The following is a 23,749-nucleotide window of genomic DNA, read 5'->3' as shown; positions in this document are numbered from 1 at the left end:
AGAACTTATAACTGAATCCCGTTTCTATTTACACAAAATTATGGATACTGCCGTTTTTGAATTTCAAGTCAATCTTATATACTTATTTTTCAGTTTGAGGATTAATGACAATGCGCCAATAGCCACCAAAGTCCGCACCTTCACGAGATAAGATACCCATAGACCGCAATTTTGCAATTTGTTTTTCTACGGCACGAGAACTTATACCAATCTTGTAAGCCATAGTTTCGGCTGACATAGGAGGATCGGAAATGACGAAATCGATAATCTTCTGTGCTGTCTTTCCTATGTTTTTAGGGGCATCTGTGCTCTCTCCGAACCTTGTCTCCGAACTTTTGTCGTTTACACCGAACATTTTCGCATTTACACCGAACTTTTCGACCGAACTTTCTTCGTTTGCAGGATACTTTTTGAGGGGACTGTTTACCCTTTCGGCCACTTCTTCTACGGGTATTCTTTCGTTCTTTCCCCAATTCAGATTATAGAATGTAGTGAAGAAAGAAGATGCTTCCGTATTGGCAAAAGCCGACACGGATTTAAGCCATGACTTCACTTTCTTACGTTCCAACATTTCCTTGAAATCATAAGCTGAACATTCCGTTATCAATGTATTGTTGCGTATCTGCATCGTTTTCTTTTTGTTGTTCGGGATAACTCTCTAATATAGTTTACAAAAGTAAGGATAAAACCGAGGAATTGGTTAACCCCCTCGTTCCCTTTTGATTTTCATGCATTTACATTACGTAGTTTATAACAGTTATTTTATCTTTTCTTTATAACACTATTCACTACCCGTATAGAGGAAACCAGTTTATTGGTGGAAGTAAATACGTCCACATTCCACACATGGGATGAACGCCCTTTATGAACGATGGTTGCCACTGCCCTTACGGTATCTCCTTCGTGTGCAGAAGAAATATGATTTCCGCTGACTTGCATTCCCACGACAATCTCATCAGGTTCGCAGATAATCATGGAGCCGAGCCCGGCAACGGTTTCTGCCAAGGCAAGGGTGGCACCGCCATGCAGAATGCCGAAGGGTTGGCGGGTACGGTAGTCGACCGGCATGGTTGCTTCTACGCGCTCATCCGAAGCGTATGTGTATTGAATGCCCAAGTTTCCCATCAATGCGTGTCGTGCCCGTTCGTTCAGTAAATCAAGAGGCACCTCTGCTGCACGCACTTCTGCCAATATTAGTTTTTCTACGGCCAGGGCCACTCCATCTTCTTCATTCGATGCGGTCACATAGTCTGCACAGACCTTTACAGAATCTTGTGAATGTCCCATAGCTACCCCCATGCCGGCCAATTGGAGCATGGTCACATCGCATACGCCATCTCCAACGGCAATGACTTCTTCCCGTGTTACTCCCAAATGCTCTAATAGGGCGCCTAACGTATTCGCTTTATTGACTCCGCAGGGCACCACCTCTAAAAAGTAAGGCTCGGAACGGAAAGCATCCAGAGTACCTGCCAGGCGTTTTTCCCAATGTTGTTCCAGCCCTATCAGAGCTTTTTCCTTGTCACTCACCAGCATGCACTTGCAAGGTGCGAAGTCTATGGCAGTAGAGAATTCATCTTCCTTGATTATCTTCAAATTGTTTAGCAGGGCTTCATTCTTTATATATTCATTGTCCGGACTATCCGTAATGAGGGTATCATCGTGGTAGGTGAAGATGGCAAAGCCGTTCTTGCGGGCTTTCTTTTCCAGATAAGGCAGCATTTCCGGATTGATGCGTCGTTCAAACAATATTTCTCCGTTCTGTGCTTTTATTATCTGGCAACCGTTATAGGAGAGAACAAACCCTCCATAATTGCCGAGTTCGAGGGTTTTGGCCAGTGGCATCAATCCATAAGTCGGCCTACCGGATGCCAAAACTATGCGCACTCCCATTTGCTGGACCTTTAGCAGAGCAGCTAATGTCCTTTTACTAATTTCTCTTTCATCATTGAGTAGCGTTCCATCTACATCAAGAACCAATAACTTATATTTCATGGCAACTCGATTTTGGGGTTATTATGTTACAAAGTTAAAAAAATGACTGTTAAAACGGTAATATTCGTTTTATTGTTTACTGAAACTTCTTTTATTTATCCTATCTTTGTCCACGTTTTGTTCCGCGTTCTCTATCCGGAGAAGCGGATGAAAAGGGAATCGGGTGAAAGTCCCGAACAGTCCCGCTGCTGTGAGTTCCATGCTCGGTGTATCATACTTGTGCCACTGTTCTTCGGAAAGAACGGGAAGGCGATGTACCGGGAACGAGTCAGAAGACCTGCAAAACAAAGTCGAAAAATTGTCCATTCGAGGAAAGTGGGCAGTGCGCAAATGGTTTAAGATAATCTTCATTTATTCTATGTCAGGAAGGACTAAGGTATTACTGGTCTGTGCTGTTTCATTGGGTGCAAGTATACTCCGGCTCTCTGCCCAGGAGGTGGGGGGAGATACGATTACGGGGAAAGTGCATCAGATAGAGAAAGTGACAGTGACAGCACGCAGGTCGCCCAATAAAGTGACTTCTGCCGTACCCATACAGACGATGTCACGGCAGGATATCAGCCAGCTGGGAATACAGAATATGGCAGATGCTGTACGCCGTTTTGCCGGAGCCAATGTAAAGGACTATGGAGGCATTGGAGGACTGAAAACGGTTTCCATACGCAATATGGGAGCAGCCCATACAGCTGTCAGTTATGACGGGGTGGCGGTGAGTAATTGTCAGGTAGGGCAGATAGATATCGGGCGTTTTTCGCTGGACAATGTTTCCATGCTTTCGCTCGCCATCGGGCAGTCGGAGGACTTGTTGCAGTCCGCCCGCTTGTATGCGTCGGCCGGTGTGCTGGGCATAGAGACGGAAAAACCTCATTTTGATGACGGGCGCAATGCCGCTTTTCAGGCACGGGTGCGCGGAGGGTCGTTCGGCATGGTCAGCCCCTCGCTGCGCTGGTGGCAGAAACTGGGCTGCCGTACACGCGTGGCGGTAGATGCCGGTTATATGAGGGCAGACGGTAATTACCCTTTCACGCTGGTCAATGGGAAATACGTGACGGAAGAGAAACGTAACAACTCCGGCATCTATTCCTGGCAGGGCGAAGCTACCTTTTATCATACTTTCAAGGATGACAGCGAACTGGATGTGAAGGGTTATTACTTCTATTCCCGCCGGGGACTTCCAGGGGCGGTTACGCTCTATAATCCCCTTTCCGATGAAACGCTTTGGGATGAGAATACTTTTGTGCAGGCACGTTATAGGAAGCATTTTTCGCCCCGGTGGAGTTTGCAGGCACAGGCAAAGTATAATCATGGCTGGAACCAATATAAGGATGAGGGCAAGGAATATGCCGACGGATATTATCGGGAAAATCACCGGCAAGACGAATATTATATTTCCGCGACCGTTCTCTACCGTCCTTTGGAAGCTTTGACCCTTTCGTTGGCGCAGGATGGGGTGATAAACAAGTTGCGCAACAGTTTGCCGGAATGTCCTTTCCCTACAAGATATACTTCCATCAGTGCCTTCAATGCACGCTACCGGCAAGGATGGCTCACGGCCACGGCTTCGCTGGTGCATACTGCCACTTCGGAGCATGCCGAGAAAGGTACGGTCCCCGATGACTTCCATCGCTTTGCCCCCTCTTTATCAGTCAGTATGCAGCCTTGGCAGGACGAGTCGCTGTATTTCCGGTTGATGTATAAGAGTACGTTCCGTCTGCCCACTTTCAACGACCTCTATTACTACCGGCTGGGCAACCGTAATCTGCGACCCGAGAAGGCAGACGAATATAATGTCGGTATCACATGGAGCAAATCCGGATTGTCTGTGTTCGACTATATCTCCGTTACGCTCGACGGTTACTATAATGATGTGACGGATAAGATTGTGGCTTTTCCCACCACCTATGCGTGGAAGATGGCGAACTACGGCAAGGTGCATGCCGCAGGTGTGGATGCCACTTTGGCGGCAACCGTTCCATTGACGGAGAAAATAAGACTGATTATGTCGGGCGGATATACATGGCAAAAGGCCATTGACCTGACCGATTCCGACGCGAAGAACTATAAGGACCAATTGCCTTATACTCCTCTTCATAGCGGAAACGCGTCCGCCATTGTAGAAACGCCGTGGGTGAATGTGGGCTACTCGGCGGTAGGAGTGGGAAAGCGTTACTATTTGTCGCAGAACATTCCGGAGAATGAGATTGAGGGCTATCTGGAGCATACGATGAGCCTCTCTCATGAGTTTGCTTTGGGCGGTTGCCGGCTTCTGTTGCAGGCCGAGATTATAAATCTGACCGATGAACAGTATGACGTGATAAAATATTATCCTATGCCGGGTCGTTCGTGGCGGTTGACGGGTACTTTCAAGTTTTGAATAATCTATTTATGAACAACAAAAACTAATTATAAACAATAACAACTGTGATTATGAAAGTAAGAAGTTTATTATTCGGTATGCTCTGCATGCTTGCTTTGGGTGCCTCTTTGGCATCTTGTAGTGACGACGATGACGATTCTCTGGATGACGGCGGGTCGAAGGTGACACTGCCGCAGACGCGTGTTTATATTCTGAATGAGGGTGGTTGGGGAGCTAATAACGCAAGACTTGCCTTTTATGCACCCAATAAGGATGCGGATTTCATCAGTGATATTTACCAGACTCAAAACAACGCCAAGTTGGGTGACCTTGGTCAGAGTATGATTGAGTATGAAGATGAAATATATATAGCTGTAAGTGGTTCCAATTATCTGACTAAGCTGAATGCTGCGGGTGTGGAGTTGAAACGTGTTTCGTTTGTAGACGACAACGACCTCAGTGCAGGCATTCGTTATATCGATGCTGAGGATGGATATATCTATGCTTCCTTCTACGGAGGAGCTGTAGCTAAAATCAATGCGAAAACGTTGGAGGTAGTGGATAAATTGACCGGACTTGGCGACAATCTGGAAGGTGTGGCAATCTGCGAGGATATGCTTTATGTGGCGAATAGCTGTACTGCTGATTGGAGCACTTATCACAATGACGTAAAGGTGATAGATTTGCGTACTTTCAAGTTGAAAGAGACGTTGACGGTAGGTTTGAACCCCAATGCTTTGGTTGAAGAGGATGATAAGGTTTTTTTGATTTCATGGGGTAATTATGTTGATATTGGCTATTCATTACAGATGATAGACCCTGCTGCCAACAATAAGGTGACGGAATTAGGCAGTGCCACCCGTATGTGTGCTACTGATGATATTCTCTATTTGACTTATTCAAATTACACCAATCCTACCGCTTCTTTTTTTACTTATAATATAAAGACTGGAAAGATGGATGAAGCTTCTTTCTTGAAGGATATACCGGAAAAGTTGAAAACTTCTACGATTTATATGTTGGAAGTAAATGATAATAACGGTGATTTCTATATTGGTACTTCTGAATATACCACGAACGGCACCATTTATCGTTTCAAGAAAGACGGTACCTTTATAGAGCAGTTCGATGCAGGAGGTATGAATCCTAATTCTGCTATCTTCTTCAATTAATATCAATGAAAAGAAATAGTTTACTTATCTGTCTGTTCGCAGTCTTGTTTCTTTCCTCCTGTGGGGGAAGGAGCAAGACTGCCTCTGCTTTGGCCAACGGTGACACCATTCCCTTACGTTATGCAGAGAATCTTACCTTAATGTCCTATCCCGGCTATACCCTTGCCACCTTGCGCAATCCTTGGGATACGTTGCACACGCTACATACCTATATACTGGTCCCGAAAGACCGCGAACTCCCGGCACATCTTCCGGCAGGTACTGTGGTACGTACCCCACTCTCCAAATCAGTCATCTACTCTTCCGTCCACTGCGGACTGATGGATAATCTGGGTGTGTTTGGTAGCATCGGCGGTGTCTGTGACTTGAAGTACATCAAACTACCCGCCGTGCACGAAGCCTGCCGCCGGGGTGCCATCGCCGATTGTGGCGACGGTATGAATCCCGATATGGAGCGCATCATCGACCTGCATCCCGATGCCATCCTTCTGTCTCCGTTCGAGAACAGTGGCGGTTATGGCCGTATCGAGAAACTGGATATTCCCATCATCGAATGTGCCGACTACATGGAAACCTCCGCTTTGGGACGTGCCGAGTGGATGCGTTTCTACGGACTGCTCTTCGGGGTTGCGCCACAAGCCGACAGCCTTTTTGCTGAAGTGGACAGTTGTTACCAACGCCTCAAGATGCGTGCGCAACTTTCATCCACCTCGTTCTCCGTTGTCAGTGAGTTGAAAAGTGGCTCGGCATGGTACGTACCGGGAGGGCGTAGCACCATAGGAAGGCTTTTTCAGGATGCTTGCGGGCGTTACGCCTTTGCCGACGATACCCACAGCGGCTCTGTTCCTCTGGCTTTCGAGACCGTTTTCGACAAGGCGGGCGATGCCGACGTCTGGCTGGTGAAGTACAACCGTGACCGCGACATGAGCTATGCTGATTTGGAGGCGGATTATATCGGCTACACCGGTTTCAAGGCTTTCAAGACCCGGAATGTCTATGGTTGTAATACGGCGAAAGTTCCTTTCTACGAGGAGACTCCGTTCCGTCCCGATTATTTGTTATCCGACCTGATACAGATTCTGCATCCCGAAATAGGAGATTTGGGAGGCTTGCGCTATTTTTGCAGACTGAAGGAGTGATGAACACAGAGATACGGAACTTTTGTGAAAGTAATAGAAAACTCTGTGCCTCCGTGTCTTTGTGTGCTAAATAATGTAACTATGAGTAAAGGCTGGAAATATGGTATCGGGTTGGGAGTAGTAATCTTATTGCTTTTTGCGGGCAATCTGCTGGTAGGGTCGGTTTCGATTCCGCCTGCCGATGTTTTCCGTATCCTGCTCGGTGGAGAGGGGGAGAAGGCAAGCTGGAGCTTCATCCTTTGGGAATCCCGTTTGCCCCAAGCGCTGACGGCGCTGCTTTGCGGTGGCGCATTGGCTGTCTGCGGACTGATGTTGCAGACGGCTTTCAAGAATCCGCTGGCAGGACCATCCATTCTGGGCATCAACGCCGGGGCAAGTCTGGGAGTGGCCTTCGTCATGTTGCTGTTTGGCGGCAGCATCACGGCAGGGGCGTTCAGTTTGTCCGGCTTCTTCTCCGTACTGCTTGGCGCATTTATCGGAGCCATGCTGATTATGGCACTTATCCTTTTCTTTTCCACGCTGATAAAGAGCAATATCATGCTGCTGATAACGGGTATCATGATAGGCTACATCGCTTCTTCGGCCATTGCCCTGCTGAACTTCTTTGCTACGGCAGAGGGGGTGCAGTCCTATATGATATGGGGGCTGGGCAACTTCGGTGGAGTTTCCCTACAGCAGATGCCGGCCTTTGCGCTGGTCACCATTGTGGGACTGTTCGGCTCATTATTGTTGATAAAGTCCCTGAACGCCTTGTTGCTGGGAGAGCGCTATGCCGAAAATCTAGGTGTCAATATCCGCCGTGTGCGCAACTGGCTTTTGGTTATCACCGGGCTCTTGACGGCTGTCACCACCGCTTTCTGTGGTCCGGTCGCCTTTATTGGCCTGGCCGTGCCGCATGTGGCCCGCATGATATTGGGGACAGCCAATCACAATTCCCTATTGCCGGTCACCATCCTGAGTGGCGGTGCAGTGGCACTGCTTTGCAATCTGATTTGCGTCTTGCCCGGCGAAGCGGGTATTATTCCCTTGAATGCCGTCACGCCCATTATCGGTGCGCCGGTCATCATCTACGTTATTCTGAGCCAGCGGAAGCCCCAACAATTCAACTAAGCTATTGCCGACAGCTTGACAAGGTTTTGCCTTACTATTGGCAAGACTTTGCCACCGCGTTGGCAAACTTTTGCCATAGGCATGGCAAAGTTTTGCCAAACCTATGGCAATGTCTTGGCAAAATTTCTCTCTGATTATCAACGTGCTACTTTTTTTGTATTTTTCTCTCCATTCTATAGGGTTTTATCTTCCTCACCGCTCTTATTAATAGAAACCCCTTAAAAACATGCCTTATGAAAAACTTTGTAGGATTTACACTTGGGTGTTTGTTTGCATTCTTATCTTCGGGTATCACCCCGTTGATGGCGCAGGACGCGGCAGTGAACGAGCTCGTCATCACCGGTACGGTCAAGAACAAGGACAGCAGGAAGAAACTCGAAAACGTGAACGTCTCTGTTGTCGGCAACAATATCGGAACGGTGACCAATGCCGACGGCACATTCTCCTTGAAAGTAGCGGAAGCGGAAGCTTTCCGTGGACTGGAAGTCTCCCATATCGGCTATCTCACTACACACCTCTCTCTGGAAGAACTTGAAAAAACGGGCGAGCTGACCATCTGGATGATACCGGCCCCCAATCTTTTGAGCGAGATTGTGGTCTATGGCAATAATCCCCGCGTCATAGTGGAAGAGGCCATCAAGAAAATTCCAGTAAATTATTCTGGCAATGACAACATGCTGACCGCCTTCTATCGGGAAACCGTGCAGAAGCGCCGCCGCTATATCAGCGTGTCCGAGGCAGTGATGGATGTCTATAAGACGGATTATAACTCCCGCGATGTAGACCGCGACAAGGTGCAGCTGCTGAAAGGCCGCCGCCTGCTGAGCCAAAAGCAGAGTGACACGCTGGCTGTGAAAGTGGTGGGAGGTCCCAATTTGTCCCTTTATCTGGACATTGTGAAGAATGGCGATGCGCTGTTGAGCACGGACAATCTGGACTATTATGAATTCCGTATGGAGGACCCCGTCAATTTGGATAACCGCATGCAGTATGTGGTCAGCTTCCGTCCGCGGGTCAGCCTGATGTATGCCTTGTTCATCGGGAAACTGTATATAGACTACGAACGGCTTTCCTTTACACGTGCCGAGTTTGGCCTGGACATGGCAAATCGGGTGAAGGCAGTGGAGGCCATTCTGCATAAGAAGCCCGTCGGCTTACGGTTCCGCCCGCAGGAAGTCACCTATCTGGTGACCTACAAGCAGCAGGGGGCCAAGACTTACCTGAACTATATACGGAATGTCATCCGCTTTAAATGCGACTGGAAAAAAAGGCTGTTCTCCTCCAGCTACACCGCTTTCTCTGAAATGGTGGTGACCGACAGGACGGAAAGCCCTCTCTCCGGCATCTCCAACAAGAACACCTTCAAACGGAAGCAGGTATTCTACGACCTGGTGGATGAGTACTGGAACGAAGACTTCTGGAGGAACTACAATATCATAGAACCTACGGAATCCCTGGAGAATGCAGTCAGCAAATTGCGGAAACAATCCAATTGATTATCTGATAGTTTTCCTTATATTTGGAGCAACCGAGAAAAAACACCGTGTATGCTGGACGAACTGATGATACTGGCCAGAATAAAGGAGGGCGATATAAAGGCGTTCGAAGGAATCTTCCGCCGGTATTATTCCCCTCTTTGCTGGTATGCTGCGGGCATCACGGGTGATACGGCGTCTGCCGAGGAAATTGTGGAGGAGCTGTTCTACGTGCTGTGGAAGAACCGGGAGCGGTTACAAGTATTCCAGTCCGTGAAAAGCTATCTCTACCGTTCTGTGAGGAATGAAGCCGTGCAGTTTTGTGAGCATCAGGAGGTCAAGGAGCGCTATCGGGCATCTGTCCGTACGGAGTCCGGGCCGGGCTATTCGTCCGACCCCCACGCGCATTTGGAATACGAGGAACTTCAGACCCTCATCCGGCATACGCTCGACAAGCAGCCCCGGCGCCGGCAGCAGATTTTCAGGATGCACCGCATGGAGGGGAAGAAATATGCAGAGATTGCCTTGTCGCTTTCGTTGTCCGTCAAGACGGTGGAAGCGGAAATGACCAAGGTACTCCGAACCTTACGAAATGAAATTGATAATTATATCCGGACACAATGATGGAAGTAGATAAAAAGAAGACAAGGACCGACGAGGCATGGGTACGGCTTTATGCCCGCTTCGAAACGGACTGCCTGCTGCCGGCAGATGCGGAACATGCTCCGGCAATGCACCGCAGGCTTTACCTCAAGTGGGGGAGCGTTGCGGCAGCCGTGATTGCCGGAATCGTATGTTTTGCCGCATGGTGGGCCGTACCGGAACAAGGTGGGGACAGTCGTAGCTTGCTGACGGAGGAGAACCGGGAGAAGCCCACACTGGTCAAGACCCTTGAAGACGGTTCGGTGGTATATCTGGCGCAGGAAAGCACGCTGAAGTATCCCGAACATTTTGCGGAAGACAAGCGGGAAGTGAACCTGCAGGGTGAAGCCTTCTTCGATGTGGCAAAGAAACCCGAGCAGGCTTTTACGATTGAGACGGCGAGGGTGCGTGTGGAGGTACTGGGCACGGCTTTCAATGTCAGGAGCAATGAAGGGCTCCCCTTCAGCTTGTCCGTGAAGCGCGGGAAGGTGAAGGTGCTGCTGAAACAAGAGGAACAGACGGTCTTTGTAGAGGCGGGAGAAACGGTTATCTTGCAGGGGGGCAGTCTGCTCGTCAGCGAGACGGAGAATCCGGAGCTCTTTGACCGCTACACCAGCAACATCCGTTTCAAGGACGAGTGCCTGGAGGATGTGCTGCGTGCCATCAATAAGGAGTCTGCCGGCTGGCAGATAGAAGCCGCGTCGCCAACCCTGGGCAAACGGCGGCTGACGGTCGAATTTTCGAATAACTCCCCGGAGTCTGTGGCCGAGCTGATATGCTGGACGTTCGACTTGAAGTGTACACGTCAGGGCAATAGACTGATATTGTCGGAACAATGAATTCAATGAAATGCTTCATTCTCCATTTGCCACTCTTCATTTTCTTCCTGGCAGGCAGTGCAAGAGCGGACGGAGGCGATGTGCTGGACCGCATCGTCCGGCTGCCTGGAATGAAGGGAACGGTTTATGCGCTGTTGGGGAAAGTCTCGGAGCAGTCCGGCTATCTGTTTATCTATGATAGTAAGGTCATCCATAACGACTCAGTGGTGAGGGTCAGGAAGCAGGAGTGTTCCGTGAGGCAGGCCATTCATAGGATAACCGGCAGCCGGAACCTCGAATTGAAGGTATTAGGCAACCATATATTGATAACACGGGCGGCAGAAAGGAAGAGTATGGAAGAAACGGTACCCCTGCCGCCCCGACCGGCATATTCCACCATTGCCGGAATCCTGCTGGACAAGGAGACGGGAGAGCCCGTCGTCAGTGCGTCGGTCATCGCACAAGGAACCTCACTGGGTAACATTACCAACCAGAACGGTGAATTCCGGCTCAACCTGCCCGACTCGTTGAGGCGCTGCATGCTCTCCTTCTCCCATCTGGGTTATGTGGGGCAAACGGTGGAAGCCTCTGCTTTGGAAGGACGCAGCAATGTCCTGAGCCTTGAGCCGAAAGTCATTTCCTTGCAAGAAGTGCTTATCCGCTTGGTGGAGCCTAAAAAGCTGCTTCGCGAGATGATAGAGCACCGGGATAGGAACTGCTCCACTTCTCCGGTCTATCTGACCACCTTCTACCGGGAAGGTGTACAACTGAAGAACAAGTTCCAGAGCCTGACGGAGGCCGTTTTCAAGGTCTACAAATCACCGACGATGGAACCCGGACAGAAAGACCAGGTGAAACTGCTCAAGATGAGCAAGATAGATAACCGGGAGCAGACGGACAGTGTGCTTGCCAAAATCAGCTCCGGGGTGGAGGCATGTCTGCAGTTGGACATCATGAAGAATCTTCCAGACTTCCTCTTGCTGGAATCCGGCGAGGAACTTTATACCTATACTTCGGGCGACATCGTATCGGTGGACGACCGTACTGCCAACGTCGTCTATTTTGAGCAGAAACGTGGGGTAAAGGAGCCTTTGTTCTGCGGAGAACTCTATATAGACTCGGAGAACAGCGCCTTGCTGCGTGCCCGCTTCGAAATTCATCCCCGGTATGTGAAGGCCGCCACACGGCTTTTCGTGATACGCCAGGCTCCGAAAATCAGGCTGACAACGGAGAAACTTGTCTATACCGTCTCATACAAACCCTGGAACGGTACCTATTATGTCCACCACATCCGTGGCGACCTTTACTTCAAGATGAAGAGAAAACGCATGCTCTTCAGTAATCCCACTCTGTATACCTGGTTCGAGATGGTGACCTGCCGGATTGACGGGGAGAACGTGACGCGCTTCCCGCGTGCGGAACGGTTGCCGGTGCATACCGTCTTCTCTGAAACCGACTTCAAGTATGACGCCGATTTCTGGGGCGACTTCAATGTGATTCCGCTGGAAGAGGAGCTTGGAAAGATTATCGAGAAGGTCTCCCTGAAGATAGAGCAGACGGAAGCTCCGTAAACATGGCCCTCAATCGTTTGCGGTGGGTAGGTTGTATATTCTACACTAAAATTATCTCTATTTTGTTTTTTTATTGTAATTTTGTCCCCGGTATTAGTTTAAATTTAAAGATTGTAACTATGAGATTACCTGAGGACCCGGTGATGCTGTACAGCTTCATCAACATGAAACTGCGTGATTTCTATCCTTCGCTGGACGCGCTCTGCGAGGATATGAACGTAGAGAAAGAGGACATTGTACGAAAATTGAAGCTCGTGGGATTTGAGTATAATCCTGCAAAGAACAGATTTTGGTAAATAATGTTTCTGTATAAAACAACTCCCGTTGCTTGTTGTTGTAAAGCGCAAGTTAACGGGAGTTGTTTTGTTATGGAACTATGGGATAAGGCAGAACGTCTTTGGACGAGGGTCAAGAACTGGAAAACAGTACGCGGCTGGCACATCTGGAAGTTGAAGCTGGTGGATGCCCGGTTGTATTTCGTCAGCATGTTCGTCGGTTTGCTGACGGGACTGGTCGCTGTGCCCTATCACTATCTTCTCTATTATCTGTTCCACCTCCGCAGTGGTTTCTTCGCTTCGCATCCGGCCTGGTACTGGCACATTCCACTCTTTCTGTTTTCTTGGGGCATTCTCGTCTTCGTCATGTGGCTCGTGGGGAAAATGCCGCTTATCGGCGGGGGAGGTATTCCGCAGACACGCGGCGTGATTAACGGGCGCATCACTTACCGGCATCCTTTCATCGAGATGGTATCCAAGTTTGTAGGGGGCATTCTGTCCTTCTCGGCGGGGTTGTCTTTGGGGCGCGAAGGGCCTTCCGTGCAGATAGGCTCTTATGTGGGTAGCCTGGTATCCCGCTGGACTCATATCCTGAAAGGCGAACAGAAACAGTTGCTGGCAGCCGGGGCGGGAGCGGGGCTCGCTGCGGCTTTTGCAGCGCCACTGGCTTCCTCGCTCATTGTAATAGAATCCATTGAACGCTTCGATGCCCCTAAGACGGCCATCACTACCTTGCTGGCGGGTGTTGTGGCAGGAGCCGTGGCAAGCATGGTCTTTCCTGTGAATCCTTACCATCTGATAGAAGTAACGGAACCGGTTTTCGCCTTCTTTGTCCAGATGAAGTATTTCTTGATATTGGCGGTGATTGTCTCCGTATGCGGGAAGTTCTACTCCTCCACCATGAATGCTTTCAGGCATGTGTATGCCAAAGTCAATTCTCCGGCGTATGTCAAGATGTTCTATCTGGTGCTGGTGGCCTACATCATTTCGCTGATGCAGGTCAATCTGACTGGAGGCGGGGAGCAGTTTCTGCTGGCCCAGGCACAGAACGGCAGTACGCAGATTATGTGGGTGACGGCTGTCATGTTGCTGCATTTCGTCTTTTCCGTTTTCTCTGTCTCTTCCGGATTGCCGGGCGGCAGTTTCATTCCGACGCTGGTTACGGGAGGGTTGTTGGGACAGATTGTCGGTCTGGTAGGAGTGAGGTACGGTGTCATCGGGCAAGAGAATGTCAGTTATATCATGCTTGTTTCCATGTCGGCTTTTCTGGTGGCCGTGGTCCGTACACCGCTCACGGCCATTGTGCTGATTACGGAGATTACGGGGCATTTTGAGGTCTTTTACCCTTCGGTGGTTGTTGGTGGGTTGACCTACTATTTTACGGAACTTCTGCAAATGAAGCCTTCCAACGTCTCCCTCTATGAAGATATGATTCATGCTCCCGATTTTAAAGAAGAGAAACGCTATACGCTTTCAGTGGAGATTATGACGGATTCTTATCTGGACGGGAAACTGGTGGACGAACTGTCCCTGCCGGAGCGTTGCGTCATTATCAATGTACATCGGGATGGAAAAAATCTGGTCCCCGCAGGAACTCGTTTGATTCCGGGGGACCAGGTACAGATTGAGATGGACTCGCAGGACATAGAGAAACTCTATGAACCGCTTGTCAGTATGGCGAATATCTATTAAGCCAGATTGCCTATCTCGTCCAGATTCTTCTGGATGTCGGCATCCGTCAGCTCGTAATTCACTAAATCGCCGGACAAATACTTGTCGTAGGATGCCATGTCGATAAGTCCGTGACCGGAAAGGTTGAACAGAATCACCTTCTCTTCACCCGTTTCCTTGCATTTGTTTGCTTCGCGGATGGTGGCGGCAATGGCATGGCAGGACTCGGGGGCGGGGATGATGCCCTCTGCTTGCGCAAACAGACAACCGGCGTCGAATGATTCGAGCTGCTTGATGTCCACCGCTTCCATATAACCGTCTTTCAGCAGTTGTGATACGATGACACCTGCACCGTGATAGCGTAGGCCGCCGGCATGGATATTGGCAGGGGCAAAGTTGTGTCCCAGTGTAAACATGGGCAGCAACGGAGTGTATCCGGCCTCGTCTCCGAAGTCGTATTGGAATTTGCCGCGTGTCAGCTTCGGACATGAAGCAGGTTCGGCGGCGACAAAGCGTGTTTTCTTTCCTTCGAGGATGTTGTGGCGCATGAAGGGGAAGGCGATACCACCAAAGTTGGAACCTCCTCCGAAGCAGGCGATGACGGTGTCGGGGTATTCACCCGCCATTTCCATCTGCTTTTCGGCTTCCAGTCCGATGACGGTCTGATGCAGGGCCACGTGGCTCAATACGGAGCCGAGGGTATATTTGCAGTTGGGAGTGGTCTGTGCCAGCTCTATGGCTTCGGAAATGGCTGTTCCCAGTGAGCCCTGATAGTTGGGATGGGCGGTCAGTATATCTTTTCCGGCGCGGGTAGACATGGAGGGAGACGGGGTAACCTGCGCACCGAATGTCTGCATGATGCTGCGGCGGTAGGGCTTTTGCTCGTAACTGATTTTTACCTGATAGACAGCGGCTTCCAGTCCGAAGAGGCGGGCGGCATATGCCAGGGAAGCTCCCCATTGTCCGGCACCGGTTTCGGTGGTCACGTTAGTCACTCCCTCCTGCTTGCAATAGTATGCCTGTGGGATGGCGGAGTTCAGCTTGTGCGAGCCCATCGGGCTGACGCTCTCGTTCTTGAAGTAGATATGTGCCGGTGTGCCGAGCGCTTTCTCCAATCCATAAGCGCGCACCAGCGGAGTGCTGCGGTAGTATTTGTACATTTCGCGGACCTCTTCGGGGATTTCAATCCACGTGTCAGTCTGATTCAGTTCCTGGCGGCAGAGTTCCTCGGCAAAGATAGGATACAAGTCTTCTGCTTTCAGCGGTTGCTTGGTGCCGGGGTGAAGCGGTGGCATGGGCTTGTTCACCATATCGGCTTGTATGTTATACCAGTACTGTGGGATTTCCTCTTCCGGGAGAATGAATCTTTTCTTTTTGTTGCTCATAGTGGTTAAAATTATTAATAATTCAATGCCCAAATGTAGCTATTATTTTTGAACCAATTTCTTTTTCCTTTTGTTTTTTGTATATCAAGGTATATTTGTCTAAGTTTGCCGCGTTTCATTAATCGATGCATTTATGAAGATTTATCATAAATTCCTTTTGTATCAAAATAAATGGATTCACCCTTACGTACGGATGACAGTGGGAGTAATGACTTCCATCACTTATTTGGCCTCCATCCTGCTGATTGTCGGCGTGGTCTATGAGCATGGCTTTACGATTTCAGAGGTCGAGGCGCATCAGCTCCAACGCTTGTACCATGGGGTGTGGATTGTTTTTCTGGTAGATGTCACCCTTCGCATCTTGCTGGAATACAAGGATACCCGGCGCACCTTCAGTAAGCTCACCTGGATACTGACCATTCTGCTCTATCTGACCCTTATCCCGGTCATTTTCCATCGTCCGGAGGAGGAGGGCGCCATCTTGCAGTTCTGGGAATTTCTGCATGGCAAGGCCTATCATCTTGTCCTGCTGCTGGTGTTTTCCTTTTTCAGCCTTTCCAACGGGTTGGTACGGTTGCTGGGGCGGCGTACGAACCCTTCGCTTATTCTGGCTGCAAGTTTCCTGATAATCATAATGATAGGCACGGGGCTGTTGATGTTGCCGCGCTGCACGGTGAACGGCATATCGTGGGTCGACTCGCTGTTCATATCCACCAGTGCGGTGTGTGTCACGGGGCTGACGTCTGTCGATGTGGCATCCACTTTTACCCCGACCGGTTTTGTGGTAATCATTCTGCTGATTCAGATAGGCGGTCTGGGAGTGATGACACTGACGAGCTTCTTTGCCATGTTCTTCATGGGTAATACCTCGTTGTACAATCAGTTGGTGGTGCGCGACATGGTGAGTTCCAATTCCTTGAATTCCCTGCTCTCCACCCTGGTCTATATTCTGGCCTTTACGCTGGTGATTGAAGGAATAGGGATGCTTGCTATCTGGGGAGACATCCACGGGACGATGGGGATGGACCTTCAGGAAGAGCTGGCCTTTTCCGCTTTTCATGCCATTTCCGCTTTCTGCAATGCGGGATTCTCCACGTTGCCCGGAAATCTGGGTAATCCGTTGGTGATGACGGGGCACAACCCGTTCTTCATCTATATATCTCTGCTGATTATTTTGGGGGGTATCGGTTTCCCCATACTGGTGAATTTCAAGGATATTATTCTTTACCATCTGCGTCGTCTGTGGCACTTTCTGCGTACGTGGCATTGGGACGGCAAGCGTTTTTACCATCTGTACAACCTGAATACAAAGATTGTACTGATAGTCACCTTCCTGCTGCTGGTACTGGGCACGGTGGGCATTGCTGTCTTTGAGTGGAATGCCGCCTTCGCCGGCATGTCGGTGGCCGACAAGTGGACGCAGGCGTTTTTCAATGCCACGTGTCCCCGTACGGCAGGCTTTACCAGTGTGGACTTGGCAGGCTTGGAGGTACAGACATTGCTTATATATCTGTTTCTGATGTGGGTGGGAGGCGGTTCACAGTCTACGGCAGGCGGTATCAAGGTAAATGCCTTTGCGGTAGTGGTGCTGAATCTGGTGGCTGTGTTGCGCGGCACGGAACGGGTAGAGGTGTTTGGTCGTGAGCTGTCACACGATTCCATCCGTCGTTCCAATGCCACGGTGGTGATGTCGTTCGGCGTCTTGTTGCTGTTTATTTTCATCATCAGCATTCTGGAGCCGGGTACGTCGCTTTTGGCCATTACCTTCGAGTGTGTGTCGGCATTGAGCACGGTGGGGTCCAGTTTGAACCTTACCCCGCGGTTGGGAGACGACAGCAAGCTGCTGGTGGCACTGCTGATGTTTGTGGGGCGTGTGGGACTGATTACGCTGATGCTTGGCATCATCAAGCAGAAGAAGCATACGAAGTATCAGTATCCGAGTGGTCAGATTATAATCAATTAAATAAGATGAAGTATATTATTATCGGTTTAGGGAATTATGGTCACGTGCTGGCAGAGGAGCTTTCTGCACTGGGGCACGAAGTGATAGGTGCGGACGTGAGCGCCGGCAGGGTAGATAGTCTGAAGGAAAAGATTGCTACAGCCTTTGTCATCGACGCTACGGACGAGCAGGCGTTGTCCGTGTTGCCGCTGAACAGTGTGGACGTGGTGATTGTTGCCATCGGCGAGAATTTCGGTGCATCCATCCGTGTAGTGGCTTTGCTGAAGCAGAAGAAGGTGCAGCATATCTATGCCCGCGCCATTGACGCTGTCCACCGTTCCGTGCTCGAGGCTTTTGAGCTGGAACGCATTCTTACTCCCGAGGAGGATGCCGCACGCGGACTGGTACAGTTGCTGGAATTCGGTGCCGATATGGAGACCTTCCGCGTGGCACCGGATTATTATGTAGTCAAGTTCACCGTTCCGGACAAGTTCATTGGCTATTATGCCAATGAATTGAATCTCGATAAGGAGTTTGGCCTGAAGATGCTCGCCTTGAAACGTGCCGAGACTTTGAAGAATTGCCTGGGCGTCTCGTATGTGGAACACAATGTACTGAACGAACTGCCGGAAAATGACCAGATACAAGCCGGCGACCAGTTAGTGTGCTACGGACGGTATAAGGATTTCCAGAAGTTCTGGAAAGCACTATGATAATTGGTAGTTGGAAATGTGTCAAAAGTGGTATTCACCCCCCATTTTCAACTAATCAAAGTCTTTCTCCCGACACCGATAATGGAAATAATCAGTCAGGAAGTGTGCATTCTTGCGTATGAACTCTTGTCCGTATTCTTTTCCTTGCAAACTGTTCAGATAAGCATCCGGAAGCATGCCTTCGTCTTGCAGGATGCAACTCAGTTGGTAAGGGATAATGTCTGGGTTGACGATGAACATAATGGCGTTTTTCTCTGCTTCCTCCTTATTATAATTGGGGTTGTCCGGAGATTTGATGCATTCGCACAGCTTGAATTGGATATGTAGGCCGGTGTGCGGGTTGGCCATCAGCATGGCTCCGGTTTCTGTATGTATGCGTGGTATGTCCAGGTCTTCTTTCAAGCCGTATCCCATCTTGTTCAGCAGAAAATCAGAGATTTCCTCTTGCGATTGGCAGAATACAAAAGATTTCCCGCCGGATGCTTTTATGAAATCATGGAATGTAGCCTTTTCATTCGTCTTTTCTTTCTGTTTCGTCAAGTCGTCCACATATTCTGCCATTTTCTGGTCGTACTTGTTTTCGAGAAGCATGCCGCACTGCCACCATGTGTTGCCAAAATAAATCAGTTCGCAGATAAGGGTGCTTTTCCCTACCTCTCGGCTACGGATGGCCGAAAGGTTCAAGGACTTCTTGGTTATCTTGAATTCGCCTTCGTCCTCACTGCACAAATCTTTGACGTACAGATACCTGTCATCTTCTTTCTCCAGCAGATAGCAACTGTTTTTCCGTACCTTCACCTTGCCCCAAAGCTGATGTTCGGGATGGGCTTTTCCGATGAGAGCCAGCCATTCCGGTGAGGTCAGCGACAGCAGGTTGCGGCGGCCTTTGAACGTCAGTGAGGTGCGTGTGGCATATATGAGGGTCTCTGCCATTTCGGGAGTAATCTTTTCATCATCCAGCAACCGTTCAGCTTCGTCCCGGCATTGGGCGACATTTTCGATGTTGAAGTAGCATTGGTAGTGAAACCAATCCAGTATCTCCCGGTAGTGGAAGAAGTCTTCTTCTCCCATGGCAGAGTGGTATAGAAATTCCTGCATCCTTTCATTTTCGGGAGCGGTTTCGTATTCCTCTGCAAGCAGTCCGTATATCTCTTGTGCAGTCTGCTCTATTCCGGGATTCTCGGGGTTGATGGCGCTTATTCCCCGGCACAGATATTGTATATGGTGCCAAAGCAGAAAGCGTATGTCCTCCAGATTGATTTCATCCGGAAAATAATCGCCTTTGATGGGGTAGAAGGGCAGATAGGTTCCGTATCGCTTCCGGCACTCGGCAGTGAATGCCTGCCAGATTCCGGTCTGGGAGATGACGTCCTCAAACCATGCGGCGAGGCAGAGGCTTGTATAGCGTATGTTTTCTTCTTCTTCGAAGGCGTCGGCTATCGTTGAAGAATAAAGTCTTTTGTGGATTTCGTTTGCAATGCCGACGTAGTACTGGTCAACGCTGTTTGTCTGCTTGTAAGGATGCAGTTCCAACCATTTTTTGGGATATATTTTCTTCATGACTCTAAAGTGAGTTTGGTGTGTATTTTTTATATGTTTCATTTCCAGCGTAAAGATATGTTTTTTATGGGAATTTTCTTGTTTTTCCTCCTTTCGATTAGTATATTTGTATGCTACTATTAAATCGTTCCATCGTGTGGAAAAAATCGTTCTACCATGGTGGAACGATTTTTCTTCCGTGGTGGAATGATATTTTCTCCATGGTGGAATGATTAAAGAATAGCATTTCTTCTCCTTAATGCCGTGGAAGAAGAAATGACGGAATTGCAGGACCATTTAAAAACAGAATATATATGAGTGCGTATTACGACCTTTTCGAGAAACCCGACGTCCGCCAGACCGGCGAGCAACAATCCCTTTATGCCCGCTTTGTCCCCAAGGGCACCATCGACCGCAAGGAATTTATCGAGCGTGTACATCTTTTCACCGGTCTCAGCCGCAGCCTGCTGGAAGGAGCGATGGCAGGCTTTATGGATGAGTTGCGCGACTGCCTTGCCAATGGCTGGACGGTGGAGCTGGGCGAACTGGGTTACTTCACCCCCTCTTTGAGTTGTACCCGCCAGGCGACGGACAAGAAAGAGCTTCGTGCTGCCTCCATCGCTTTGCGCGGGTTGAATTTCCGTCTGGGCAGGGAGTTCTATAAGGATTTGAAAGGTAAGATGCAGTTGGAGCGTTGTCCGCAATCGACATCGGCGCCTGCTTCGTCTGCCGATGAGGCGTTGGGCGTGGAGCAGCGCTGGCAGTTGCTGGATGAGTATTTGCAGCAGTATCCCTGCATCAATCGCTCCCAGTATGCACGGCTGGCAGGACGTAGTTATAAGCAGGCTGTTGTCGATTTGAACAGGTTTATAGAAGAGGGGATGCTGATGAGGCATGGGATGGGGCCGAGTGTGGTGTATGCCAGAAAGAGGTAAAATTCAAGATGTGTATTTGCATCCGAATCGAAATGCAAAGGACATATCCCGTGAGCTCAATATGGATAAAGGGCTGTTATCCCGCATATTGAAAAAGCTGGAGGTAAATCATTCTCGACACCCCCAAGAATACGGACAGAGCACATCTGTTTTATGAGAAAGCCGGATCCAAGAAAATAGAGAAAGAAGAACTCCCCATCGAATACGATTATCCGTATGATGACAGTGACTTCTTCTGCCTGACCTTGAACGGATACCAATAAATTTACGGTTATTAGAAATTTAATCGGATAAATTAAGATTTATGGAGATACATAAAGTCCATTCTGTTTTTTTTCAGTGCTACATTTACTACCAAAGCCATCGTGCAGGGTATCGTCAAGCAGCTGCACGCCGATAATATCCAACATGACATTACGAGTAATGTTTTAATCCCCCGGTTTGAGATTGGGACGCGATGAATTGTTGGTCGTAGGCGTGCCGTCCTATTCAGGAAGAGTGCCCGACACGTGCCATTGCGTCGGAGAACCCCATAAAGACAGATGAAGGTCAATGTATTTCATGTGGAAGGTGCATTGCCCTATGTCCTGTCGGCTCACGAAACTACCACTATCCATTTTTGGGAAAAAAGAGTTTGGAGTTTGCAAGCGCAAATTCAGAGAGAAAAGAACTTGAACTTTTTTACGCTGTCAATTAAAGATGCCGTAAAGGATAAAAACAATGTATGATTAAGGAATAAAATTTCTTAGTCATTGTCTATCAGTTCCTTTCTTTTTCTCCAATATCCTTTTTTATCCTACGAAAACCTCCTTAAACCTCCGTTAAAGCACCACCCCGTTTTCTGCCCGTTGTATCTTTGCATCGTGGTCACAAAGAAACTGGTTTTGCAGACTGACGAGCGAACAAGACCGACTTTTATTAATCAATTTAAAATTAAAAAACTATGGCTTTGAATTATGAAGTAAAAAAGAGAGTATTCGGTTTTGACGAGACAAAAACGGAAAAGTACGTGGCGCAGATGAAAACTTTGGGTGTGGTAGGTTTTAAGGATTTATGCGACGAGGTTTCCAAGATAGGCATGGCGCCTCGCGGTGTGGTGAAGTTGGTGCTGGACGGATTGATCGACACCTTGAATATGGATATCAACAAGGGATTTTCGGTACAGCTGGGTGAGTTCGGCTGTTTCCGTCCCGGCATCAACGCCAAGAGCCAGGACAAGCTGGAAGATGTAAAGGCAAGCACGATTTATCGCCGCAAGATTATCTTCACCCCGGGCTTCTACTTTAAGGATATGCTGACCCGCGCCAGCGTAGAGAAGATGGATTGGTCGGGCAACGGCACCGTTTCTGGCGGGGGTAGCTCCAAACCAAATCCGGATGGCGGCGGTTCCGATGGCGACCAGGGAGAAAATCCGTTAGGATAAACATTCTGTAAATAAGGAGAATATGAACTTTCTCAGAAAAAGGTTCATATTCTCCTTGAAATACTTGACTTCGCCTTTTGAATATCGTATCTTTACATCAATCATTTAAAAATCAGACAAACTGCTATGGAAACAGAAAATGGCTTTCGTATCACGACTTATAAAAAGAAAGATTTGGCATGCCTCTATTGCCCCAATGCTACTGCACGTTGCGCCATCCGCACCCTGACGCGGTGGATAAAACGGAATCACGAACTGTATGAAGCCTTGGCGCATACCGGGTACAATGTAAGGACACGGACATTCATGCCGAAGCAGGTGAGTCTTATCGTACAGTATCTGGACGAACCTTAATATTCTTTTCAACCTCATTTATTATGTTAAAGCGGGAAGTTGCGGTTAAACTTCCCGCTTTTGTTTTTGTCATAGATACGTTGCAACACAATAGGTATAACTAACATAAGGTATTAATTAAAAAAAGAGAAAAATGATGAAAAGAATAGTTCTGATATGGATGGCCGCCTTCCTGATGGGTGGCATGGCAATGGCACAACATGCCCGCCACAGTGATAAAATGCCCGAACCGAAAGTCCGTGCCGAGCGCATGACGGAACGGATGGTGAAAGAGTACTCCTTGAACGATACGCAGAAACAACAACTGCTGGAGGCAAATCTGGCATTGGTTGAGAAAATGGGAGATATGCCGATGCATCGTGCCAAAGCACACAAGCATCATAAGAGAGATGGCAAGCGCCATCAATTGACGGATGAGCAACGCGCGCAGAAAAAAGCGGAGATGGAAAAGAAGCGTGAAGAGATGAAGACTGCCCGTATTGCTTATGATTCACAACTCCAGAAGATTATGACGGAAGAACAATATGCTGCATACAGCAAGAAAGTGCAGGATAGAAAAGCAAAAATGGAATCTAAAAGAAAATAAATTTTCTATTGCATTCAATTTGTACTATTTTTGTCCGGTCAACTACTAAAAAACAGAACGATGAAGAATATAGTCTATATTTTAGTGTGTGCATCGGTCATTTTCTTCACTGCTTGTTCGTCGCAAGACAAGAATAAGAAAGACGGTACGCAGGTATTGATGCAGGATAGTACAGAAATTGCCGGCCCACAGCGCATGCAGGTGTCTGATGTAAAAACATCCTTTACGTATAAGGGAAAAGAGTATCAGTCTTCTGTAGTGCGCCGGCCGGATGAATCTCTGCCGATAGTGAAAAACGAGCAGGGGGAGAAATTTGTGGATAACCGTATCACCTTGCGCATCACGTGCGGCGGGAAGCAGGTGGTGGATAAAGTGTTCACCAAAGATAATTTTGCTTCGTTGGTGGATGCCAAGTTCATGAAGTACTCCATTCTTGAGGGGCTGGTCTATGACAAGACCACTCCGCAAGGAATCATATACGCGGCGAGCGTCTGCTATCCGCAATCCGACCTTTATGTTCCCATCAGACTGACCATTACGGCTGACGGGAAAATCTCCATGGCAAAAGAAGAACTGATGGAGGACTATCAGACAGACAGCATTGATTAGTGGATAGTTTTCCAGATTGTTTCCAGTTTTATAGACCAT

The 23,749-nt window shown here is 48.7% G+C and carries 21 protein-coding genes, 1 pseudogene and 1 riboswitch; of the genes and pseudogenes, 18 read left to right on the top strand and 4 right to left on the bottom strand.

What is annotated here, in order from left to right:
* Window positions 1-82: 82 nt before the first annotated feature.
* Window positions 83-517 (bottom strand): annotated as a pseudogene (locus DXD78_RS17180) (HTH domain-containing protein); the annotation flags it as partial.
* A 245-nt stretch (window positions 518-762) separates the two neighbouring features.
* A complete protein-coding gene (locus tag DXD78_RS17175) occupies window positions 763-1,995 on the bottom strand; it encodes a Cof-type HAD-IIB family hydrolase (RefSeq protein WP_005831746.1) in 1,233 nt (410 codons plus the stop codon).
* 100 nt (window positions 1,996-2,095) lie between these two features.
* A riboswitch (cobalamin riboswitch) is annotated at window positions 2,096-2,295 on the top strand.
* 58 nt (window positions 2,296-2,353) lie between these two features.
* On the opposite strand from DXD78_RS17175, the gene DXD78_RS17170 reads away from it, so the two are divergent.
* From DXD78_RS17170 to DXD78_RS17125, 10 genes are all read left to right on the top strand, one after another.
* Complete coding sequence (locus tag DXD78_RS17170; RefSeq protein ID WP_009038146.1) at window positions 2,354-4,369, top strand: TonB-dependent siderophore receptor; 2,016 nt, start codon at window positions 2,354-2,356, stop codon at window positions 4,367-4,369.
* Window positions 4,370-4,422: 53 nt separating this feature from the next.
* A complete protein-coding gene (locus DXD78_RS17165; RefSeq protein WP_005831744.1) occupies window positions 4,423-5,523 on the top strand; it encodes a YncE family protein in 1,101 nt (366 codons plus the stop codon).
* A 5-nt stretch (window positions 5,524-5,528) separates the two neighbouring features.
* Window positions 5,529-6,662, top strand: a complete 1,134-nt coding sequence (locus DXD78_RS17160; RefSeq protein ID WP_034529583.1) for an ABC transporter substrate-binding protein — start codon at window positions 5,529-5,531, stop codon at window positions 6,660-6,662.
* Between the two features lie 81 nt (window positions 6,663-6,743).
* Window positions 6,744-7,772, top strand: a complete 1,029-nt coding sequence (locus DXD78_RS17155; RefSeq protein WP_009038149.1) for an iron ABC transporter permease — start codon at window positions 6,744-6,746, stop codon at window positions 7,770-7,772.
* Between the two features lie 233 nt (window positions 7,773-8,005).
* On the top strand, window positions 8,006-9,268 hold the full coding sequence (locus tag DXD78_RS17150; protein ID WP_009038151.1) for a carboxypeptidase-like regulatory domain-containing protein: 1,263 nt from the start codon (window positions 8,006-8,008) through the stop codon (window positions 9,266-9,268).
* A gap of 51 nt (window positions 9,269-9,319) precedes the next feature.
* The gene (locus DXD78_RS17145) at window positions 9,320-9,871 is read left to right on the top strand and encodes an RNA polymerase sigma-70 factor (RefSeq protein ID WP_009038152.1); all 552 of its coding nucleotides are present in this window, start codon (window positions 9,320-9,322) and stop codon (window positions 9,869-9,871) included.
* Window positions 9,868-10,728 (top strand): FecR family protein, encoded by an 861-nt coding sequence (locus DXD78_RS17140; RefSeq protein WP_009038153.1) that lies wholly within the window; start codon window positions 9,868-9,870, stop codon window positions 10,726-10,728. Before DXD78_RS17145 ends, DXD78_RS17140 begins: the two co-directional genes overlap by 4 nt.
* Window positions 10,725-12,278 carry a carboxypeptidase-like regulatory domain-containing protein gene (locus DXD78_RS17135; RefSeq protein WP_005831730.1) on the top strand — a complete coding sequence of 518 codons (1,554 nt, stop codon included), beginning with the start codon at window positions 10,725-10,727 and terminating at the stop codon, window positions 12,276-12,278. Before DXD78_RS17140 ends, DXD78_RS17135 begins: the two co-directional genes overlap by 4 nt.
* Before the next feature lie 119 nt (window positions 12,279-12,397).
* Complete coding sequence (locus DXD78_RS17130; protein WP_005832662.1) at window positions 12,398-12,574, top strand: DUF4250 domain-containing protein; 177 nt, start codon at window positions 12,398-12,400, stop codon at window positions 12,572-12,574.
* 72 nt (window positions 12,575-12,646) lie between these two features.
* Window positions 12,647-14,245 carry a ClC family H(+)/Cl(-) exchange transporter gene (locus tag DXD78_RS17125; RefSeq protein ID WP_008665015.1) on the top strand — a complete coding sequence of 533 codons (1,599 nt, stop codon included), beginning with the start codon at window positions 12,647-12,649 and terminating at the stop codon, window positions 14,243-14,245.
* Here the strand turns inward: DXD78_RS17125 and DXD78_RS17120 are convergent.
* On the bottom strand, window positions 14,242-15,609 hold the full coding sequence (locus DXD78_RS17120) for a TrpB-like pyridoxal phosphate-dependent enzyme (RefSeq protein ID WP_005831725.1): 1,368 nt from the start codon (window positions 15,607-15,609) through the stop codon (window positions 14,242-14,244). The two genes, DXD78_RS17125 and DXD78_RS17120, sit on opposite strands and share 4 nt — an antisense overlap.
* 133 nt (window positions 15,610-15,742) lie before the next feature.
* Between DXD78_RS17120 and DXD78_RS17115 the strand changes: the two genes are divergently transcribed.
* Together DXD78_RS17115 and DXD78_RS17110 are read left to right on the top strand one after the other, a co-directional pair.
* A complete protein-coding gene (locus tag DXD78_RS17115) occupies window positions 15,743-17,572 on the top strand; it encodes a TrkH family potassium uptake protein (protein WP_009038154.1) in 1,830 nt (609 codons plus the stop codon).
* A 5-nt stretch (window positions 17,573-17,577) separates the two neighbouring features.
* Window positions 17,578-18,264 (top strand): TrkA family potassium uptake protein, encoded by a 687-nt coding sequence (locus tag DXD78_RS17110; RefSeq protein WP_008665006.1) that lies wholly within the window; start codon window positions 17,578-17,580, stop codon window positions 18,262-18,264.
* A 51-nt stretch (window positions 18,265-18,315) separates the two neighbouring features.
* Here DXD78_RS17110 and DXD78_RS17105 read toward each other — a convergent pair whose 3' ends face one another.
* Window positions 18,316-19,824: a DUF3843 family protein gene (locus DXD78_RS17105; RefSeq protein WP_009038155.1), complete on the bottom strand. Its 1,509-nt coding sequence runs from the start codon at window positions 19,822-19,824 to the stop codon at window positions 18,316-18,318.
* A 293-nt stretch (window positions 19,825-20,117) separates the two neighbouring features.
* On the opposite strand from DXD78_RS17105, the gene DXD78_RS17100 reads away from it, so the two are divergent.
* From DXD78_RS17100 to DXD78_RS17065, 6 genes are all read left to right on the top strand, one after another.
* Window positions 20,118-20,738, top strand: coding sequence for a DsbA family protein (locus DXD78_RS17100; protein ID WP_009038156.1), 621 nt, complete (start codon window positions 20,118-20,120; stop codon window positions 20,736-20,738).
* 487 nt (window positions 20,739-21,225) lie between these two features.
* Window positions 21,226-21,435 carry a 4Fe-4S binding protein gene (locus DXD78_RS21510; RefSeq protein ID WP_080597342.1) on the top strand — a complete coding sequence of 70 codons (210 nt, stop codon included), beginning with the start codon at window positions 21,226-21,228 and terminating at the stop codon, window positions 21,433-21,435.
* A gap of 246 nt (window positions 21,436-21,681) precedes the next feature.
* The gene (locus tag DXD78_RS17080; protein WP_009038158.1) at window positions 21,682-22,161 is read left to right on the top strand and encodes an HU family DNA-binding protein; all 480 of its coding nucleotides are present in this window, start codon (window positions 21,682-21,684) and stop codon (window positions 22,159-22,161) included.
* A 126-nt stretch (window positions 22,162-22,287) separates the two neighbouring features.
* On the top strand, window positions 22,288-22,515 hold the full coding sequence (locus tag DXD78_RS17075) for a DUF4248 domain-containing protein (RefSeq protein ID WP_005831704.1): 228 nt from the start codon (window positions 22,288-22,290) through the stop codon (window positions 22,513-22,515).
* A gap of 136 nt (window positions 22,516-22,651) precedes the next feature.
* Window positions 22,652-23,101 (top strand): DUF4890 domain-containing protein, encoded by a 450-nt coding sequence (locus DXD78_RS17070; protein ID WP_016272777.1) that lies wholly within the window; start codon window positions 22,652-22,654, stop codon window positions 23,099-23,101.
* Window positions 23,102-23,161: 60 nt separating this feature from the next.
* Entirely contained in the window at window positions 23,162-23,710 is a 549-nt protein-coding gene (locus DXD78_RS17065) for a DUF4738 domain-containing protein (RefSeq protein WP_005831701.1), read from the top strand.
* The last annotated feature ends 39 nt before the right edge of the window (window positions 23,711-23,749 follow it).

The organism is Bacteroides sp. D20 (genome assembly GCF_003436255.1).
GTDB classification, from domain to species: domain Bacteria; phylum Bacteroidota; class Bacteroidia; order Bacteroidales; family Bacteroidaceae; genus Bacteroides; species Bacteroides uniformis.
Note: the sequence above shows the minus strand (reverse complement) of the source record. Positions and strands in the feature narration are given on the sequence as shown.